Origin of the sequence: Candidatus Fokinia solitaria, assembly GCF_003072485.1 — a bacterium.
Taxonomy (GTDB): domain Bacteria; phylum Pseudomonadota; class Alphaproteobacteria; order Rickettsiales; family Midichloriaceae; genus Fokinia; species Fokinia solitaria.
Genome location: NZ_CP025989.1, coordinates 104,371 through 124,764, shown reverse-complemented (window position 1 = coordinate 124,764; position 20,394 = coordinate 104,371). Strand labels below are relative to the sequence as shown.

The 20,394-nt window shown below is 35.9% G+C and carries 15 protein-coding genes; 6 read left to right on the top strand and 9 right to left on the bottom strand.

Annotation, left to right across the window (positions count from 1 at the left end; all coding sequences use genetic code 11):
• Positions 1-5 precede the first annotated feature (5 nt).
• The gene (locus Fsol_RS00605) at positions 6-296 is read right to left on the bottom strand and encodes a VirB3 family type IV secretion system protein (RefSeq protein ID WP_108672977.1); all 291 of its coding nucleotides are present in this window, start codon (positions 294-296) and stop codon (positions 6-8) included.
• A gap of 95 nt (positions 297-391) precedes the next feature.
• Between Fsol_RS00605 and Fsol_RS00600 the strand changes: the two genes are divergently transcribed.
• Entirely contained in the window at positions 392-2,572 is a 2,181-nt protein-coding gene (locus tag Fsol_RS00600) for a VirB4 family type IV secretion/conjugal transfer ATPase (RefSeq protein WP_108672976.1), read from the top strand.
• Between the two features lie 181 nt (positions 2,573-2,753).
• Here Fsol_RS00600 and tyrS read toward each other — a convergent pair whose 3' ends face one another.
• The 4 genes from tyrS to tgt form a co-directional block, all read right to left on the bottom strand.
• Entirely contained in the window at positions 2,754-4,010 is a 1,257-nt protein-coding gene (gene tyrS, locus Fsol_RS00595; protein ID WP_108672975.1) for a tyrosine--tRNA ligase, read from the bottom strand.
• Positions 4,007-4,993, bottom strand: a complete 987-nt coding sequence (gene ispH, locus Fsol_RS00590; protein WP_108672974.1) for a 4-hydroxy-3-methylbut-2-enyl diphosphate reductase — start codon at positions 4,991-4,993, stop codon at positions 4,007-4,009. The genes tyrS and ispH overlap by 4 nt, the downstream gene beginning before the upstream one ends.
• Positions 4,971-7,070 (bottom strand): SF1B family DNA helicase RecD2, encoded by a 2,100-nt coding sequence (gene recD2, locus Fsol_RS00585; protein ID WP_267895683.1) that lies wholly within the window; start codon positions 7,068-7,070, stop codon positions 4,971-4,973. Before recD2 ends, ispH begins: the two co-directional genes overlap by 23 nt.
• Positions 7,071-7,192: 122 nt before the next feature.
• Positions 7,193-8,251: a tRNA guanosine(34) transglycosylase Tgt gene (gene tgt, locus Fsol_RS00580; protein WP_108673545.1), complete on the bottom strand. Its 1,059-nt coding sequence runs from the start codon at positions 8,249-8,251 to the stop codon at positions 7,193-7,195.
• A 213-nt stretch (positions 8,252-8,464) separates the two neighbouring features.
• On the opposite strand from tgt, the gene ligA reads away from it, so the two are divergent.
• Both ligA and Fsol_RS00570 read left to right on the top strand, forming a co-directional pair.
• Positions 8,465-10,729: an NAD-dependent DNA ligase LigA gene (gene ligA / locus Fsol_RS00575; protein WP_108672972.1), complete on the top strand. Its 2,265-nt coding sequence runs from the start codon at positions 8,465-8,467 to the stop codon at positions 10,727-10,729.
• Between the two features lie 548 nt (positions 10,730-11,277).
• Positions 11,278-11,574 (top strand): hypothetical protein, encoded by a 297-nt coding sequence (locus Fsol_RS00570; protein ID WP_108672971.1) that lies wholly within the window; start codon positions 11,278-11,280, stop codon positions 11,572-11,574.
• A 328-nt stretch (positions 11,575-11,902) separates the two neighbouring features.
• Here the strand turns inward: Fsol_RS00570 and ftsZ are convergent, their stop codons facing one another.
• Both ftsZ and mutS read right to left on the bottom strand, forming a co-directional pair.
• Positions 11,903-13,447: a cell division protein FtsZ gene (gene ftsZ, locus Fsol_RS00565; protein WP_158521588.1), complete on the bottom strand. Its 1,545-nt coding sequence runs from the start codon at positions 13,445-13,447 to the stop codon at positions 11,903-11,905.
• An 88-nt stretch (positions 13,448-13,535) separates the two neighbouring features.
• Positions 13,536-15,965, bottom strand: a complete 2,430-nt coding sequence (gene mutS, locus Fsol_RS00560; RefSeq protein ID WP_108672969.1) for a DNA mismatch repair protein MutS — start codon at positions 15,963-15,965, stop codon at positions 13,536-13,538.
• 178 nt (positions 15,966-16,143) lie between these two features.
• Here mutS and rplF point away from each other — a divergent pair, with 178 nt between their 5' ends.
• The 3 genes from rplF (at position 16,144) to Fsol_RS00545 (ending at position 18,011) form a co-directional block, all read left to right on the top strand.
• Positions 16,144-16,677, top strand: coding sequence for a 50S ribosomal protein L6 (gene rplF / locus Fsol_RS00555; protein ID WP_108672968.1), 534 nt, complete (start codon positions 16,144-16,146; stop codon positions 16,675-16,677).
• Between the two features lie 6 nt (positions 16,678-16,683).
• Positions 16,684-17,247 carry an elongation factor P gene (locus Fsol_RS00550; RefSeq protein ID WP_108672967.1) on the top strand — a complete coding sequence of 188 codons (564 nt, stop codon included), beginning with the start codon at positions 16,684-16,686 and terminating at the stop codon, positions 17,245-17,247.
• A gap of 98 nt (positions 17,248-17,345) precedes the next feature.
• Positions 17,346-18,011 (top strand): cell division protein FtsQ/DivIB, encoded by a 666-nt coding sequence (locus tag Fsol_RS00545; RefSeq protein WP_158521587.1) that lies wholly within the window; start codon positions 17,346-17,348, stop codon positions 18,009-18,011.
• Between the two features lie 120 nt (positions 18,012-18,131).
• Here the strand turns inward: Fsol_RS00545 and Fsol_RS00540 are convergent, their stop codons facing one another.
• Both Fsol_RS00540 and metK read right to left on the bottom strand, forming a co-directional pair.
• Entirely contained in the window at positions 18,132-19,106 is a 975-nt protein-coding gene (locus Fsol_RS00540; protein ID WP_108672965.1) for an ACP S-malonyltransferase, read from the bottom strand.
• A 59-nt stretch (positions 19,107-19,165) separates the two neighbouring features.
• A complete protein-coding gene (gene metK / locus Fsol_RS00535; protein ID WP_108672964.1) occupies positions 19,166-20,311 on the bottom strand; it encodes a methionine adenosyltransferase in 1,146 nt (381 codons plus the stop codon).
• Positions 20,312-20,394 lie beyond the last annotated feature (83 nt).

Genomic DNA, 20,394 nt, shown 5'->3' with positions numbered 1-20,394 from the left:
GATATTTAATTAGGATCATATGAGTTACAGCCATGGTACATTCTGTTTCTACTTCTCATGCATTTACTGACCTTGACCTGAAATAATTCGATGAATAGCGGTTCTTTAGAGCAGAAATAGTATCCTACGCCATGCATTGGAATGATACCGAAGATAAACTTAAAGTCGTGAGTAGCAGCGAATAAGCAAAAACATAACATTACGTTTACTATCGCAAATACATAGCTAACGCCAAATAACAAGGTAGGGCGCGTTAGACCTAAGAAAAGTGAATCAGCTCTTATCTGACCGTTCATATTGAAGGAACTTTACTCGTCTTTAATAATTAGAGGAAAATTCTCTTGTGCATGCAATAAAAAAATGACAGCCTATATATAAAAAGCTTCATGATATGCAAAATAAAGCTTTTAATACTATAAAAGAGTCAAAACTTGAGGAATTATACTCAATTATAGGGCAAATCTCTGATGAAATCATCCTTACTAAAGAAGGAGAATTAGTACAAGCTATCAGCATAGAAGAGTCTTCACCATTCGAACAAGGAGAGACAGATCTCAAAACTCGTGTGCATAGCATGCTTCATAGTTTAGAATTAGAATATAAAAAAAATATTGCGATATATATTTATTTAGTAAGAGATTATAAAGATTTAATACAATTGGTATATAAAAATGCCGGCACTGTACTTCCTACTACTATTAGTAAAAACTGTCAATTTGATCACGCATTATGGAATAGTCTGCATATTGTAGTAGTACATAAAGGCATTAGAAACGTTTTTAGTACCAATAAATTAGTAAATAGAGCGAAATTACTGCTATATAAAAAAACAGTAACGGAAGAATTCGAGCGACAATACAAACAATTCTCGGAAATAATGTCAAAACTCACGGAGGCAATATCCATTTACAAACCGAAGAAGTTACAATTAAAACAATATAATAATTATCAAGAGTCTGAATTAATGACTTTTCTCAATTATCTCTTAACCTCTCAGCATGTTCCGCATTACCTCGAACATAATGATGCACTATACGATAGTAGAGCACGAATTAGCGATCACTTAGATTACATCGTAATTGAGTCCGATATATTTCAAAAGCGATATATATCAACTCTTAATTTCAAATATCCTTACCCTTTACATAAAGAGCACATCAATACGATCTTAGAGATCGATACAAATTTTATTATCTGCGAAAGATTGATATTTCCTGAACAATATCAAGAATATTCTGCTTTTCTAACGAATTTACAGAATCTTTATAAAATCACGCAATCTACAAAAATGATGGAAATATCATCTATCAATCAAACCATAGATGAAATACGAGATAAAGGAGGATGTTGCATGATTCAGATCACAATTATTGCATATGGAGAAAACAAAGAAGAGTTGCAAGATAAATTGACAAAAATTCATACTAAACTTGCTTCGTTAGGCGTAACTACTTTGAAAGAAGATTTATATAATATAAGCAATTTTCTTTCTTCTTTTCCAGGCAACTCACAATACTTACATAGAGCAAATTTCAGCCCTGTTAGCAATTCTATACTATTAGGAAGTATAATTTCACAAAAAGTCGGTAATTATAATGGTACAAAATTTGGAGTGCCACTAGCGATTCTGAAAAACATTAAGACGCAACAGCCGTTTTTCTTCGACATATTGTCACATGATAAGGTAAAACATACAGTAATCGTGAAATCACCTACTGCAATTAGTGATTCAAATTTAAAAAATTTAATAAAAGAATATATTGCAAATAATAAAATTAATTCACTTTTTTTACGCTTTACAGATAAACCTCATGTGAACAACAATGTGTCACACTTGCAGATGGTAGAACTGATAAAGAGATATTTTCAAGGTGATTACTTAGAGTCTGTTATTTCTTTAATTTTTCAAAATATGGATCTTTATGAAATTGATTCACAAGATGATACAATAAAACAGATACATACTGCGCTTTCTAACACAACTCAAGAGCAGGAGTTGCGTAAATTATTCGATAATGCAAGTGAAAATACTAAGAAATGCTATTTAAAACTTTTAGAATACTATAGCTTAATAAAAGATATTACCGAACAAATTAAGAGTGGTAATATAGCTATACTAGAAATGCCGCAATCACTACTATCGGAAACTGCAACTATAGGATTTATATTTCTTTATATTACATTGAGTGAACTATGTAATGTATATGAAAAGAATACGACGCCAAAAGCAATTTATATATCAGAGCTATCTCCGCTTTTAGCGCATCCGTTCGCTGAAGAGATGGTCAAAGCTCTCTTAAAGAAAATGTTATTGTGTAATCTTTTTATAATTGGAGATTTAAATAATAAAGAAGCTATATACAGATCAACTCATAATAAAAATCCTATTTTAAAATCCTTCAGAACGCGAATATTGATAGGAGATGCTCACTTTCCAAAGAAGTATAAACAATCTCTTGGTCTGACTAATGAAGCGATTGAAGAGGTACGTAATATGAGTAAGATACAAGATAGCGTACTTATTATACAAGACGATGTACTAACATTCTCAACTATTAATAGTGGAAAATGAGAAGTGTGATCACGTAGAGACTGAAAAAATATAAACATGAGTCCTCGTAATCAACACATCTTTATAATAGCAAAATAATACTAATAATTCAATACAATATGTTGATGTAAAATATAATTATTACTCATCATATCAAAAATAACCATAATCTATGGCGAAAAAACACCATAAAAAAATACTTCTAGCTCGCCACTAACTTAAAGTAACGTTTTTTCCCTATAGAAATGATGCATTTTTCTGTGGCTATATCTTCCTTTGATAAATTATGTAACTCATCTTCAACAACGATACCATTTATCCTTACACCACCACCACTAATCAGTCTTTTAGCCTCACCTATAGACGATGTAATACCAGTGGAAGCCATCACATTGCATAACGGAATACTTTTATCTCTAGAGAAATCTACAGTAAAACTTTGCACATCATCGAAATTCTTTTTCTCGTATATCGCTGAAGCTTTTTCATGTGCTTTCTCTGCCTCTTCTGCGCTATGACAGATCGTAGTTACAGCATTTGCAAGTATAACCTTCTGCTGATTAATATCATTATCATTACAAACTTCAGATATCTCCTCTAAGCTCATATAAGTGTATAACTGCATAAATCTCCTTACGTCTTTATCGTCCACGCTTCTCCAAAATTGCCAAAAATCATATGAACTTTTCATATCGCTATTCAACCATACAGCACCATCCACCGTTTTCCCCATCTTCACACCACTAGAATTGGTAATAAGTGGAGTTGTAACACCATACATTGTATCAATACCAGATACTTTCTTCGCCAGTTCTATTCCTGCGACAATGTTACCCCACTGTTCTGATCCACCAAACTGCACACTACAATTGTACTTTTTATTCAACTCGAGAAAATCATATGCTTGCAATAACATGTAGTTAAACTCGAGAAATGAAAGTGGCTGATCTAACTCAAGCCTTCTTTTGACGTGCTCAAATGAAAGCATCCGATTAATTGACACATACTTACCGTAATCTCTTAGAAATTCGACATACTTCACATCCATTAACCAATCTCTGTTATCTACAATAATGAGATCGCCTTTATCCTGCCGATGAAAAACACCATCTCTATCTTCATCTATTCCAAAAAAATGAAGAAGATTCGCTCTGATAGCACGTTTATTACTGACAATTTCGTCATATGGCATCATACGCCTCATCTCCGTTTTATCAGAAGGATCACCGATCATAGTGGTAGCGGTACCTAGCACTATTATCACGTTATGCCCTGCATTTCTTACGTGTGATAACAGCATTAGCTGTACTAAACTTCCTATATGTAATGATTTTGCTGTACAGTCAAATCCTATGTATCCCGCAGCAACGGAATTCGAAAAAAGCTCTCTAGTAGCATTCAGATCTGTAGACTGATATACAAATCCACGGTTCTGTAGAAATGAGATAAGATCATTCATTTTGAATTAGAAAATTTATGTGATATTTTAAACGAGATACCGTCTTCATTGTGCACGTCCAACTCCTCATATATTACTCCTTTATATCGCTTCCGCAAAGTACTTACCACCTCAATGATACTTACATCGGGTGTAGACGCACCAGCAGTAACACCTATATTGATAGGCGCGACTGCATACTGTCTTACATGCAGAATTGCTTCATGAATAGTATCCAATTCGCTAAGTGATTCAATAAGAAATGTCTTTTTGCCATGATACATACCTACTTTTACCAAATTATTGGAATTGGAACTGATAGCTGATCCTACTACAAGGATCACATCTGCTACTTCTACGAGTTTTTTTACTCCATCCTGTCTATTTTGAGTAGCATAGCATATATCAATATCACTCTCTTGTTTGATGCTTGGAAAACGCTTTATTAAAACACTTACTATGTCTTGTGCTTCATCTACACTAAGAGTTGTTTGAGTAATATATCGTATATTGACACTACCTGTATTGAGGCTTTCAGCTTCGTCTGTAGAAGATATTACATGGTATCGTATATGCTTTGGTATACGTCCTATAGTACCTATAATCTCAGGATGCTTTGCCGATCCTATCACTACTAATTCATACATTTCGGAAGTAGATATTGTTTCTACCTTTCTATGTACCTTCTTAACTAATGGACATGTAGCATCTATAATACGTAACTTTTTTTCTTTTGCCTTCTCTTCTACTTCTTTACTGACACCATGCGCAGAAAATACGATATTCGAATTGCATGGTACTTCTTCTATATCTTCTATAAAGACCACACCTCTCTTTTCCATATCCGAAACAACTCTTTGATTATGGACAATTTTATGTTTCACATACAGCGGAGTGCCATATGCATCCAAGCATCTGTTTAATATTTCTACCGCTCTCCTCACACCAGCACAGAATCCACTTGGACGTGCAAGAATAACTTTATTGACAATTTTTTCCATCATCAAGAGACTGTAATATATACCGCAAAGCCGTATACCTTTTTGCCGAATTTGCGCGTTTTACTCCCATCCCAAATGCGCGTTTCTGCCCTACGAAAATTGCTATATCCTTTACCCTAGTAAGCGCGGTATATATCAGCCTTCTCTCAAGCATCACACTATGTTGCATCATGATAGGTATGATTGCTGCTCTGTACTCAGAACCTTGAGATTTATGGATCGTAATAGCATATGCAAGACTCAGTTGCTCCAATTCTGTTCTTTTGTAAGCAACTTTTCCCCTTTCTTCGAATAGTACGCGAATTTCTTTTTGTTGTGCATCTATCCCTTCGATTACTCCTATTTCGCCATTGAAGACTTTTTTACTATAGTTATTCTCCACCTGCATTACTTTATCTCCAACTTTGTACATATAATTCAGCCCTTTCACATACTCTTGCGTTTGATTCAACTTTGCTTGCATAGCAATGTTCAATGCGCGCACTCCTGCTTCTCCTTTTTGCATTGGCGATATCACTTGCACATTATCCATAATGTATCTGAGATTTTGCCGTTTCATCTCATTACTATCCTCTAATCCAAATAAAAGACGAAGCATATTTCCTTGAAGCAAATTGATCACAGTATTAGGGACATTTGCCGGTAACTCTTCTTCAAAAAATACTACATCACCGCCGTCACATACTGCAGTACCTGCTTGAAAGCTAGGTACATTGCCATTTTTAATCATATGTGCATATTGCACTATTTTACTATGCTCCACTTGTCTAAAAATCTTCTCTAAGTAAGCAACTTTCACCATATTCGACGTAATCATATCATTCAGAACTTGCCCCGCACCTACCGATGGCAGCTGATCCACATCTCCTACAAAAACCATGGTAGTATCCAACGAAACTGCTTTTAATAAAGCATTCATCAATCTGATATCTATCATTGAACTTTCATCTACTACAATCAGATCGCACTTCAATAAGTTCTCTTCATTATACCTGAAAGTGCTAATAACTGGATCAAATTCAAGTAACCTATGAACTGTGGTAGCATTCTCTCCTGAAGACTCTTTTATTCTCTTCGCAGCTTTACCTGTTGGCGCAACAAGCTTTATCTTTATATCTGACATCTGCTGTTTTGCTGCTTTAATAACAGAAAATATTAGCTGCGTCTTACCAGTACCAGGCCCTCCTGTAATAATTGATACTTTGTGCGTGAATATATTTCTAAAAGCACTGATCTGTCCATCTGATAACTGCACATTAAACGCAGTCGAAATGAAATGTAATCCTTCTTCTATGTCTAGAGATTGAATTTTGTTCTTTCCACTATTACGGATAATTTGTACGAGTTTTCGCGCTATTCCATTTTCCATATGGTAATACACAGGAAGCATTACAATACTCTGCACATCGTCTTCAGCACTGTATAGATGACGCTTGATTTCCTCCTCACTTTCTATCCTTCTACCACCAGAATAGAATGAATACTCATATAAGAAGAGCTGCTTCTCTTTCAGTAAAATCATAAGTGCTGACAGCACATCCTCAGAAGATACTTCTAAAGTGATCGCACTCTTATTCGCCAAAGTGCCAATACTTACTCCGGAAGAACCGTCAATTCCAAATTCGGATATGACGTGAATAATACCGGCCATTATCCTTTCCTGAGAATTTTTTGCGATTCCGAAATTTTCAGCTATACGATCAGCGCTTAAAAATCCTACACCCTTGATCTCTCTTGCTAATCTATAAGGATTTTTCGAAATCACTTCTTCGTAATTTGCGCCATACCGTTGAATAATCTTAGAAGCTATGTACGGTGTAATACTATATCGCTGAAAGAACATCACTCTTTTGTATTCATGCTTATTTTTCATGAAACAATCATGTATATCTTTTGCTTTTCTTGAGCTGATTCCTGATATCGCTGTCAATCTATCATAACTTTCTTCCATTACTTTCAGACTCTCCTCACCAAAACGCTCGTATATTTTTCGTCCAATCTGCTCACCAACACCTTTCAGTATACCGGAACACAAGTACATTTTGACTGAGGAATCAGATTTTACCTCCCTACGCGACATGGAAAACATACTTATCTACAAATCGATTAAAGTACTAAGGCATAATCTTACACCACTTACTCGACATCAGTTTAGCATAATGCATCACTCTCACAAGATTAAATCTATCAATGTATTGTGCTTCACCAGTTTCGTATATGCTCTCTGATAATACTCATAAGCGAGTTATAGTAGTGCAGATTATGTATCGTTAGCAATATACCGCCAAGCATTTCTTTCGCTTTAAAAAGATGATGTAAGTATCCATTTGTATAGTGCATACATGTATAGCAATCACATTCAGAATCAAGATTATTGCAATCTGATGCATATTTTGCATTTCTGATATTGAGTTGCCCTGCACTGGTAAATGCTCTGCCGTTTCTACCGCATCTACTAGGCATCACGCAATCAAACATATCCACTCCTCTCTCCACTGCACCAATGATATCGGAAGGAGTACCAACACCCATTAGATATCTTGGCTTATTCTCCGGTAAGCACTCCGTAATATAATCCAATACAGAAAACATTTCATTTTGACTTTCACCAACAGCTAATCCTCCTATTGCATATCCATCAAATTCCATATCGACAAGATGCTTCGCAGACTCTCTTCTCAAATCTTCATATAATCCCCCTTGTACTATGCCAAAAATACCATACCCCTTACGCGGTTTATATGAATTCTTGGAAAGTTCAGCCCATCTTGTAGAACGATACATTGCCGCTTCTGCTACTTTATGCGCCGCAGGATTATGAATACACTGATCAAGCACCATCGTAATATTACTTCCTAGCATATGTTGAATCTCTATTGAACGAGATGGCGTTAAAACATGCATCGCACCATCGATATGAGAGCGAAATATCGCAGCATCATCAGTAAGTTTACATAATCCACTAAGCGACATGATCTGAAATCCTCCTGAATCGGTAAGTATAGGCTTATTCCAGTTCATGAACTTGTGTAATCCTCCAAATTGCTGGACTCTTTCAGCAGAAGGCTGCAGCATCATATGATACGTATTTGCAAGTATAATTTGCGCGCCAGTTGCTTCTATATCTTCCTTTTTCAGGCCTTTCACAGTTCCCTTCGTACCTACAGGCATAAAGCATGGCGTTTCTATGATACCATGGGCAGTTTCAATTCTACCAACTCTTGCTTTACCTTTCTTAAGAGACACAGCCTCTCCGTTCATCTTTAGTATACGCTGCGATGATGCATTACTTTCCTTCTTATGAAATACTGAGAAATTCAACACTATTATTCAAAATAAAACTTACGATTTTTTGTATAATCTGTTACTACACATGAAGGAATTTGCAAATATCTTACTAATAAAAGTGCATATAAATCTTGCGAGTAAAGGCGTATATAAGTACCATGCTATAATAAAGCTTATGCACAAGTTATGAGTCTTATTCCACTGATAACAACAGTTAAAACGCTGGAGAAAGCACTCAGAAAATACAACAGAGCGTACTACGTACAAAATCAATCACTCATCTCAGACAGCGAGTATGATGAAAGAAAGAAAAAGCTCATTCAGTATTATGAGATGCTATTCAAGATGATTGATGAAATACCGGAAGCATCTGATCTAAGAGCAGATTACAAAGTAACAGTACAGAAGATGTACGATAACGGTGTCATCAGTACAGTAGGCTTTCTCACAAATAAAGGATTTGAAAAGAAATCTCATGTAAAACGAATGTACTCATTAAATAACGCATTTAACGAGGAAGAATTAGACGAGTGGTTACAGAGAATTGCAACTCTATTGAAAAAGAAAGAACAGGACATAAGTCTGCTGTACCCTATATGCTGCGAAACAAAAGTGGACGGTCTTTCGTTTAGCGCGCTGTATAAGAATGGAAAATTGACTCACATTCTGACTAGAGGCGATGGAGAAAACGGAGAAGACGTTACGAGAAATGTACATTTAATTGCGAATTTTCCTTCATTTCTAGAAAGTGGCTGTCACTACGAAGAATTTGAAGTACGTGGAGAAATTTTCATAAAAAATAGTGTATTTGAAGAAATTAATAGTTCTTTGAGAAAAAATGGAGAAAAGCCTTTTTCCACGACAAGAAATGCGGCATCAGGTATATTAAGACAGTTAAAGAATAGATTCGAAAACGATAAAATACTCTCATATCTTGTATGGGGTAGCGCTACTCTGCAAGAGGATAAAATGCATTACACCGAAGTACGAAAATATTTAACTACAATCGGTTTCGACGTTATTTCAGAATTTAAAATTGCGAATAGCATAAATGAAATTCGAGAGTTTTATCATGATATTTCCGTCGCGCAAAATAATAAAAAAATTTCGTATGATACAGATGGCATAGTGTGCAAAATAAATAACCTCGAAATACAGGATGCACTTGGATATACAGCTACAGCGCCTAGAGGTGCAATGGCATATAAGTTCTCATCAGATTCTTACGAAACAAAATTATTGGCCATAGTGCCACAGGTAGGGAAGCATGGCAATCTCACACCAATTGCAGTCGTCGAACCAATCATAATATCGGGTACAACTATTACGAGAGTAACTCTACATAACTTTGCAGAAATTACGAAGCGTGATATCAGAATAGGAGATATTATCACTGTCAAAAAATCTGGCGGAGTTATACCGTGCATCTGCGACGTATTATACTCCGAGAGAGATGAGAAAGCAGAGTTGCCAAAATTTTCAAGTATCACAGAATGTCCTTTCTGTGGTCATTCATTAGTAAGAGAAACAGACGCGACACTGATTTGTCCAAATATTTCATGTTGTGAAAGAACTATACAAAGGATGATACATTTTGTAAGCAAAGATTGTATGAATATAGCGGGATTTGGTGAAAAACAAATCAGACAATTATATCAAGCAGAAATTATAAAAGGGTTTGTCGATATATTAAAAATTGCAACTGATAATGCAAAAATTGAGAGTATATTAAGATTGGATGGCTGGCGAGAGGAGAGTGTGCAAAATCTTATATACGCAATAAAGAAGTCTTATAATGTATCGCTATGTAATCTCATATTATCATTATGTATTCCGCATGTTGGTAAGGAAAGCGCAAAGATCATCGCTTCTCAAATCTCTTCATTGAAGGATCTAATGAGAAAAATATCAGAAGGAACGCTTAGTATGAAAGGCATAGGTGAGAAAACAGCTGCCTCTATAAAGAATTTCTTCACTGCACAAGAAAATATAGCACTAATTCATGCATTGGATGACATCCTCTCTATAGAACAACATTCTTCATTGAAAGAAATGGTGAGAGATAAAACTCTGCACTATGCAAATAGCATCAGTGAGAAAAAAGCTTTCCCTCTAAAACAACATTCTCCATTGAGGAAAAGAATGAAAGATGAACTGATTAGAGAAATGGTGAGAAATAAAGCTCTGCATTATATAAATAGCATCAGTGAGAAAAAAGCTTTCCTTCTAAAACAACATTCTTCATTGAAAAAAAGAATGGAAGATGAACTTAAGGATATTATCGTGAAGATAGAACATGACCGAAAACAATCCTCTTCGCCTGATGAAATAATGGAAGATGCGCTGATCGGAAGTGGATTGCAAGAAGCAAGTCGCGGTACAGAAAAAGATCTCTCAGCTTGCTTTCCATTAGCAACGGAGGTTCGAGAACTAACAGCAATTTCCACATAAACGCAAAAGAATGCGCTGCATTCCATGCATAGCGTCGCTAAAGAAATAGTCCTCCTTATACAGATCATCTCACTACGCAGGGAAATGTAGAACACCGCTGAATCATTAACTACTATTCTCTTACAGCATAACCACTCTTTGTCGAACACAACTCATTAAACGTAAGATAAGAAATTGAAAGAAACAGATATGCCGCATTCTTCACCGAATACATCGCTAACGAAATAAAATACTCTGTAAAATTCCTTCTCTACGCGAAGAGATTCAGAAGCTGCTTATGATATTGCTTACTACGAACTTCCTATAAAACTAACACTCTTCAACGAAAGAAAATAATAGAAGCTAAGTCAAAATATAGATGCGCTGTACTCTATAAATAGCTTTATGAGGTAATAATCTCACTCTATAAAAGATTTCTTCAGTGAACAAAGCAATTCAGAACGTACTTACGATATCATTGATAGATCTATGAAATAATACTATTGATCTGACAGCATACTGACTAAACAGTAATTAAAGAAGAAATTTGTGATATAACACTATCCTCTTTGCTTGATACAATAACGAAAGATGCGCTAATCAGAAGTGGATTGCAAGAAGCAAGTCGCAATACAAGTGGCACCGCAGTATACAAAAATGCAAAGGCCGCTTATGACGTTACTTATCACAGACTTCTTATAAAACTAACACTCTTCAACGAAGAAAATAATAGAGACATACTTAAGATTGAAAGCATACCTAAGAAGATAGTTGATTCTATAACGTCGTACTCTTTGTTTAACGAAATAATGGCTAATATACCTGAGATTAAAAACATAATGAGTTTTACTTTGGTAAAAGAATAGAAGGTGAAGATATTGCATTAAGATGGCTTTCTATGAAGGAAATTTTCCACTAAGCAGAAACTCACAATGTATTCTTCATTAATGAAAAATCATAGATCGAATCAGCAAAAATAGGCAAATAACACTTTCTTACCCTTCAATAAAGCGAAGTACTTAAACGTCTCGATGCTCAGTAAGTTTTTCAATAAAATGAAAGACACACAACAGAAACTTCTTCAAATACTTTCACTTCTTCGCCTTCTCTTGACTGCAACACTACATACGCAAAACTTCAACAATAGTAAAGGTTGTAGTAGTGATATCTACTGCTACTTACTCTATGAATAAATTACTTCTTCCTACGTAAAAACGACGGAATATCAAAGAAATCTTTTTTCTTAGGACGTGCATCTGATACAGAAATTTCTTCTACTCTCTTTGTAGAATCGAGTTCATTTTTCTCAGGCTCTCTCTCATCAGAGTTATTTATACTACTCTCAGGTTCTATTTCTATACGTACTTTTCTATCGTCATTTTCCTTTATATTTTGCGTATTACTAGCGAGGTTCTTGAAAAGCTCATATTTCTTAGGTGGCGTAAAAAGAGTATTATTTATGTTACGCAAAGAAGAATTGCGTTTTTCATTCAACTCTTGAGAAGAATTATGCTGCCGCTCTACATTATACAACGGATTTTCATGATTTTCAGCTACTGCAATTCTATCAGCATCACTTTCTTGCTGATGAGATTTACTCGCAATACTATCCATCGTCACTTTTAAACTGTGCTGCGCTTCAGATCTATGGAAATTTCCATCATGTTGTAATTGATTCCAAGGCACACTATGTCCACTTAACTTAGGAGTAGTTTGAACAGGACTTTTTTGCTTTACATCGGCGCCATGATCCAATCCAGTTGCTATTACAGTTACACTTAGCACGTCTTTTTTATCGTTATTGTACACCGCACCAAAAATCAATAAAGCATCCGGAGATCTTTCTTTTACTCTATTAACGACCTCATCTATTTCAAAAAGCGTCATATTATTTGCTCCAGTGACATTTACCAATATGCCTTGTGCTCGTTCCATCGTTGTATCGTCCAAAAGCGGATTATGTATAGCCTGTTCTGCAGCGACACTTCCTCTATTCTCTCCACTCGCTTCTCCAACACCTACCATTGCTCTTCCTTTGAAAGACATTACAGATTTCACATCAGCGAAATCTAAGTTAATCAGCCCTTTCTCTTTTATCAGTCCAGTTATCGAGCGTAACGTATGTTTCAAGATTTCATCAGAAAGCGCACATGCTGCTTCAAAGGTAGTTTTATCTGTCGCCACTCTAAAAGCATTCTGATTTGGCATTACTATCATAGAATTGACATATGGCTCTAATGCTTCAATACCAGCTTCTGCTACACGCATTCTTCTACTACCTTCAAAATCAAATGGCTTCGTAACCATAGCGACAGTCAGTATATTCTTAGAATGTGCAATTTGCGCAACTACAGGAGAGGCGCCAGTACCTGTACCTCCGCCCATTCCACATACTATAAACAACAAGCGCACACCGTTTAATATATTCTGCACCTCATCCATTGATTCTTCTGCTGATACTCTGCCTACATCAGCATCTGCACCTGCACCTAGCCCCATAGTAATCTCTGGTCCTAACTGTATACGATTAGGACATTTCGACGTTTGTAATGCTTGTGCATCTGTATTTGCTATACAAAACTCTATACCTGGCACTTCTGCTTCAAGCATTCTTTCTACTGCATTACTTCCCGCACCTCCGACTCCGAGTACGAGAATTTTGTCGTCAAGCTTAAAGCCACTGTCAGAATTTTCTATTTTTTTACTCAATGAAGAGGTTCGGCGGATATTTGAATTCATAGCATACATCGCACTTTATTTATCATGAGATGTTACAAAAAACACAAAAAATTGCAATCTTAAATATTTACACTTCAACATTCTCTATCTAATAAGAAGAGTGATTGAGGAAGATTTGAGAAGCTCTTTGGAGGAGGGATTTAGGCATACCTGCGAGTTTTGCGATATGTAATGCATATGAGTGAGTAGCTATACCTTGTGATATTTTATGCATGAAAGTGATTTTACCATTATGTTCAGTGACATCCATTTTATAAGATTTAGCTTTATGGAGAGTATTTTCTAAATTTCCTAATTCATGGTAATGAGTGGCGAATATAGTTTTTGCTTTTATTTGTTCATGGACATACTCTGTGACGGCTATTGCGATAGCCATACCTTCTTTAGCTGAAGTACCGCGACCTACTTCATCGAGTAATATGAGAGAATTCTGAGAGGCGCTTTGCAATATGCGTGCAGTTTCCAGCATTTCCACCATAAATGTGGATTCTCCATTTGTAATATTATCGCTTGCTCCTATTCTTGTCATAATACTTTCTACTAATCCTATACTCCCCCTCTTCGCCGGTATAAAACTCCCTATTTGCGCCATAATAACAATGAGCGCATTTTGCCGCAAGAAGGTACTTTTGCCTGCCATATTTGCACCGGTAATGATTTGCAAATTGACGTTTTCATCAAAAATGCAATCATTTGATATACAATTTTCTCCTAAAAGAACGTCCAATACTGGATGCTTTCCCTCCTCAATCAACAGATTGAAATCATTCGTCATAGTTGGTCTGACATAATTTCTAGATTTCGCCAAAAATGCAAACGATGTTATTACGTCAATTTTTCCGATTACAGCAACACATATAGCGATATATTCTATTCTTTTTACTATCGCTAAACGTGTTTCTTCAAATATCTCTTTTTCCATAGCGTCGATCTTGCTTTGCACCGTAAGAATTTCTGTTTCTAACTCTTCTAATTCAGCAGTTTTATAACGTACAACATTCGTAAGTGATTGCTTTTTTACGAACATTGTACCTGAAAGCTTCTCAGACTGAGATAAGGTAATATCTACACAATAACCGTAAATACTACTTTTAGAGATCTTCAAATTACCAATACCTGTTAACTGAACATACTTTTTTCTTAAAGCATCAATTCTATTACTAGCGTTATTTCTTAAATCATATAAAGCATCTAACGGTGCACGATATCCTCTTTTTATAAAAGTGCTATGCTCAGTTACATCCAGTACTACAGGATTAAGTGTGCTATTCAGAACGTGTAATAAATCATCAAATGATATCATTTCCTCTATTATCGCTCTAACTTTTTTGGATAACTCCTCTCTTTCTATACAATGAAAAATTCGCGTAGCTACATTTAATCCATCACGCATATTCATCAGATCTTTTACTGTGCATCTACCTGCTGTTATTCTTGTCGCTACTCTCTCAATATCCGGCATTTGTTTTAACAACTCTCTTATATCGTTTACGATTTTCATATGTCCTAAAAACGTTTCCACTCCATCTAAACGAGTATTAATCACGTGAAGTTCTTTAGATACAGTTCTTAGATACATCTTGAGAAGACGCTTTCCAATGCAAGAAACAGTATAATCTATTGTGGAAAATAACGTACTACCTTCATTAGCGCTATCTTCTATCTCCAAATGCTTTCTCGTTACAGCATCTATTTTGACAAAAATACTGTCATCTCTTCTTTTCGGTAAATTAAGCTGCGGTATATGCTCTTTTTGAGTGAATTTGATATACTCCAATAGCACGCCCATTGCGATAATTTCGTACTCATCGAAAGATGAAGATACGGCTGGAAGGTTATATACATCTTTCACAACTTCTACTGCTCTGCTGTGACTGAATAAGACATCTGGTCTTCTAGTGAGGATGTTATCAGCGCCATAAAGGCGTAGCGCTTCTCGCATCCAATCACATTTCTCTGCAACTTTGTCAGCGCATAATAGTTCTATGATTTTGAACTCGTATAAGTAGTTCATAAAATCTTTTTTCTGACCTTTGATGACAGAAAAATCGGCAGTACCAAGATCGAGTACAGCCATACAAAATCCTTCATCATCGCTACCTTCATATTTATACGGATGAACAGACGCAATATACTTATGTATCACTCCGCTTTCTGTCTCTTCCTCAAAAAAAGTACCTTGAGTAATTACTCTCACAATATCTCTCTTCACAAGAGTTTTTGCGCCTCTCTTCTTCGCTTCTTCCGCAGTTTCTAACTGTTCACAAATTGCTACTTTATATCCTGCTTTCAGTAATTTTTGTATGTAGAAATTACTCGAATGATACGGCACACCACACATCGGCACATCGATTTCATCGCACTTACCACGTTTTGTCAGTACTATATTAAGTATTTTTGCCGCAACGACTGCATCATCAAAGAATAACTCATAAAAATCGCCCATTCTGTAGAAAAGCATATACTCACTATTAGCTTTTTTGAGTGCAAAATACTGCATCATCATCGGTGTCACCATAGTCGATCATCACTAATTATTTCATTAATAATCAGAATATTATCATGAGCATAAAATTATGCAAAATATCATTTCTACCAAGAAATCACTCAAGTATCTTAGAATGCTTCACGCATTGATCTTCTAAGCAAGTACGTGTATGTATTAATTTGTATGAAATAATAGATTTTTCAGAGAAATGTCCAGAGTTGGCAAGGTACCTATTACGATTCCAACAGGAATATCACTGAAGATAGACGGTAGTTACATAAAAGCTTCTGGCCCTAAGGGTGAACTCGAATTCTCTTTTCCTAAGCTTGTACAATTTCATCATGAAGGTAATTCGCTTACAGTAAGTACGAACAGTGAGGATAAGTTTGGTAGAGCTATGTGGGGCACAGCAAGAAATGTTGTAAATAATATGGTGCGCGGCGTTAGTGTAGGATTCAGCAAAAAGTTGGAGTTAGTAGGTACTGGATATAAAGCTGCAATACGAGGCAAGATATTGGTCTTAGAATTGCGATTCAGTCATCCTGTTTTCTACGGTATTCCTAGTAGCGTCAGTATTGAAACTCCAACTCCTACAGAGATAGTCATAAGTGGTATTGATAAGCAGGTAGTAGGAGAAATTGCCTCAGAAATCAGAAAGCTCAGACCACCGGAGCCTTACCAAGGTAAAGGAGTAAGGTATGCAGGAGAACGTATTATCATGAAAGAAGGTAAGAAAAAGTAGCTTAGTATGAAGATTTCCGCCGTAGATATTAGAGTAGGTGATATTTTGCTGTACGAGAAGAAACTGATGAGAGTCATTAAGGTGATGCATGTACAGCCAGGGAAAGGGGGTGCTTATATGCAAACTGAAATAAAGGATATAGTAGATAGCACGAAAAAAAATATACGATTCAGAACAAGCGAGAATGTGGAGAAAGCGTATATCGAAGATGAAGAGTATCAGTTTCTTTACAGCATTGCAGAAAATTTATCCTTCATTAATTTCGTAAGCTACGAACAGATCACCGTACATGAGAACATGATTGGAAAAGAGAAAGTAGGCTATTTAAAGGAAAGCATGATAGTAAAAATGCAAAAATATGAAGGAAATATAGTATCATGTACCCTACCGGAATCGGTAGTTGCTACCGTTACTGAATGCGAAGAATCTATTAAGGGACAAACTGTCACAAGTTCGTATAAACCTGCTATTGTCAATAATTCGATTAAAGTAATGGTGCCGCAATTCATAAAAAATGGCGACGAAATACGTGTAAGAACAGAAGATGACGTATACCTGGAAAGAATCTAACGATGAAGCACGCATTCTACGAAAGGTGTCGCTGTATATTTGTATGTTATATCCTATTTTTTGTAACTTATGCCACTTTAGCAGCTGTTCTTTTTGCTGTGCTTCGCGAGGATAAGGTACATCATTTTCGTTTCAGTACTACCGTTCTCTCAAATGATCGAAGATTATCTAAATATCTTCAGACAGTAATTGAAAAAACATTTTATAATACACATCCCTCTGCATATCAAATCTACTATGCGCTAACATCTCAAAATACGTTACTAAACAATCTCTCAGTAAGAGTCTTCATTGACAATACCGCTATCATATTAGCTGAAAAAAGAGAGCCTTTTGCACTATGGTATGAATCCTTGGATTCATCAACATTTCTTGTGATAGATCAATACGGAGATGTACTATCTTACCATAGCGCTGCAAATAAGGCTTTATATGAGCCATTATCCAAGATTAAGCTTTCGGTATACGGTAAAAATGCAGCATTTCAGATCTACAATGCAAAAATAATTTACGATGTGATCGGTAATATATCATCGCACATACTTTACCTTCATCTTATTGAAAGCAGGAGATGGAATATAGTATGCAAGAATGGCACAGTTATCATGCTGCCGCAAAAAAATGCAAAGATAGCGCTTTCCACGTTACGTCCATATTTGCCATCGATGATAACAAAATATTCTAAAATAGATCTTCGTATTTTTCCTGAAAAACTTTTTCTCACTCCTGTAGCATATAAAAACAACGATTACGTAGCTGATTAGCCACTGCTTTATACTACAGTGAATCACAGTACGCGTTTATAAATGCTACAATTAGAAAATAGCTATTATCGCGATATCATATAGCAGCTTGAAGCTTCTCTTTACAAAAACAGAAGAACTTTAAGTAATATTCAGAAAATCTGAAATTTCTTCTAACGTACTAGTAGAAAATACTTTGATATTAGCTTCATCTGGCAGCATCCTTGTCGCAAGATCGCTCAAAACTCTTTTAGGGCCTACCTCTACAAAACAATGCGGATTACATGATTGAAGTATGTATTCGATAGATTCTTTCCATCTCACCAAGTTATTCATTTGCAATGCTATTACTTCTTTTATTTCTCTTGCAACGACATGCGCCTTAGCATCATAATTTGTAACTATTGGAATATCAGTATCTTTAATATCTATTACATTCAAATATTTTGTAAAGCATGAAGCAGCTTCCTTCATTATAGAGGAATGAAACGGCATATTAACATTTAATTTTATTACTTTTCTAATACCTCTTTCTAAAGCAAAAACTGGAAGTTTTACTAATGCATCACCTGTACAACTAAGTATTACCTGCCCTGCACCATTATCATTCGCTACTTCGCATATACTATCGTCTTCACAGCACTTTTTAACTGAGGCAATCATTTCCTTTATCGCCGCAATATCATAACAGCCAAGTAATGCAAACATTCCGCCAGCAGATGATGCTGCGGCATCATACATTATTTTCCCTCTTTCAAACAGAAGCTTTGCAGTATTTCGAATACTAAGACCATTTGCTGCACAAAGTGCTGAGTATTCGCCTAAAGAATGTCCAGCTACTACTTTAATCCTACTATAGAATTTCTTCTTCATTTCTTTCTGAAGGATACGTACAACTGCCATTGAAACTGCCATTATTGCAGGTTGTGCATTATATGTTGTAGTCAACAACTCTATATCATCACCAAAGATAACGTCTGTGAGTTTCATCTCCAGCGCATCATCCACCTCTTCAAAAACTTCCCGTGCAACTGAAAATTCTTCATATAAATCTTGCCCCATTTTCACGTACTGAGAGCCCTGTCCAGGGAACAGTAAAACAATATCTTGTGCCATTTTCTATATTCTATATCAAATTTAATTACATTTACTGCTTATTCATACTCTATCTTCATTCATTTAAACAGATGTACTTTATCTGTGTCTTCCCATTTAAAACTTTCATCTTCTCGTCCGAAATGTCCATATACAGCAGTTTTCTCATATATCGGCTGTAATAAATTCAACTCTTTTATAATTGCGCGCGGCCTCAGATCAAAGTGTTGTTGTACAATCTTTTCTAACGCACGATCACTGATACCATCTACGCCAAATGTATTGATGTTTATGCTTACTGGTGCGGCTACTCCTATTGCATAAGCAATCTGCACTTGGCACTTTTTCACTAATTTGGAAGCGACAATATTCTTGGCAATATAACGTGCAAAATACGCACCTGATCTATCAATTTTCGACGGATCTTTTCCGGAAAATGCTCCTCCACCATGCGGAGAAGCACAGCCGTACGTATCTACAACAATTTTCCGCCCCGTTAAGCCTGTATCTGCAATTGGTCCACCTATTACAAATCTTCCTGCTGGATTAATGAGAAATTTCGTATTTCCATCTATCATATGCGCCGGCAGCACTGGTCTAATTATCTCTTCTATTACACCATGCTTAATAGCAGAATCTCTCACAGATTCATCATGCTGCGTAGAAAATATCACAGTATCAAAAGCTATAGGTTTACCACTTTCTTCATCATATCTCACAGTAAGTTGAGTTTTTGCATCTGGTCTCAACCACTGTAACATGCCGTTTTTTCTGACACTTGCATGTTTTTTCATTAAGCAATGCGCATAATATATCGATGCAGGCATTAATACGCTTGTTTCATCACACGCATAACCAAATACAATGCCTTGATCTCCCGCGCCTTCGCCAGAATCATTCTTACACTGTATACCATGCGCTATATCTACCGACTGTTTATTGTAATTTACTAATATTGGATAAGTATCAGATGAAAAGCCACAATCACCAGCAGTATATCCAATTCTTTTCAACGTATTACGAACTACACCACAGTAATCTACATCTGCAAAAGTAGTAATCTCTCCGGATAGCAATACTAGTCCACGCATCACGACAGTTTCAGCCGCTACACGAGCATTTTTATCCTGCTTTAAGATCGCATCAAGGATTGCGTCGGAAATTTGATCCGCAGCTTTATCCGGATGCCCCTCTGAAACAGATTCAGAAGTGAGTAAAAAAGGCATTACACAAGACTATTATGTTATCAAAATCCTTATCATTAACATCATACGATAAGCAATTACTATGATGTAATCTCTGTTTTCGA

Coding starts and splice junctions, on each gene's coding strand:
- Fsol_RS00605 (WP_108672977.1), bottom strand. CDS start 296: ATGAACGGTCAGATAAGAGCTGATTCACTTTTCTTAGGTCTAACGCGC.
- Fsol_RS00600 (WP_108672976.1), top strand. CDS start 392: ATGCAAAATAAAGCTTTTAATACTATAAAAGAGTCAAAACTTGAGGAA.
- tyrS (WP_108672975.1), bottom strand. CDS start 4,010: ATGAATGATCTTATCTCATTTCTACAGAACCGTGGATTTGTATATCAG.
- ispH (WP_108672974.1), bottom strand. CDS start 4,993: ATGATGGAAAAAATTGTCAATAAAGTTATTCTTGCACGTCCAAGTGGA.
- recD2 (WP_267895683.1), bottom strand. CDS start 7,070: ATGTCGCGTAGGGAGGTAAAATCTGATTCCTCAGTCAAAATGTACTTG.
- tgt (WP_108673545.1), bottom strand. CDS start 8,251: ATGAACGGAGAGGCTGTGTCTCTTAAGAAAGGTAAAGCAAGAGTTGGT.
- ligA (WP_108672972.1), top strand. CDS start 8,465: ATGAGTCTTATTCCACTGATAACAACAGTTAAAACGCTGGAGAAAGCA.
- ftsZ (WP_158521588.1), bottom strand. CDS start 13,447: ATGAATTCAAATATCCGCCGAACCTCTTCATTGAGTAAAAAAATAGAA.
- mutS (WP_108672969.1), bottom strand. CDS start 15,965: ATGGTGACACCGATGATGATGCAGTATTTTGCACTCAAAAAAGCTAAT.
- rplF (WP_108672968.1), top strand. CDS start 16,144: ATGTCCAGAGTTGGCAAGGTACCTATTACGATTCCAACAGGAATATCA.
- Fsol_RS00550 (WP_108672967.1), top strand. CDS start 16,684: ATGAAGATTTCCGCCGTAGATATTAGAGTAGGTGATATTTTGCTGTAC.
- Fsol_RS00540 (WP_108672965.1), bottom strand. CDS start 19,106: ATGGCACAAGATATTGTTTTACTGTTCCCTGGACAGGGCTCTCAGTAC.
- metK (WP_108672964.1), bottom strand. CDS start 20,311: ATGCCTTTTTTACTCACTTCTGAATCTGTTTCAGAGGGGCATCCGGAT.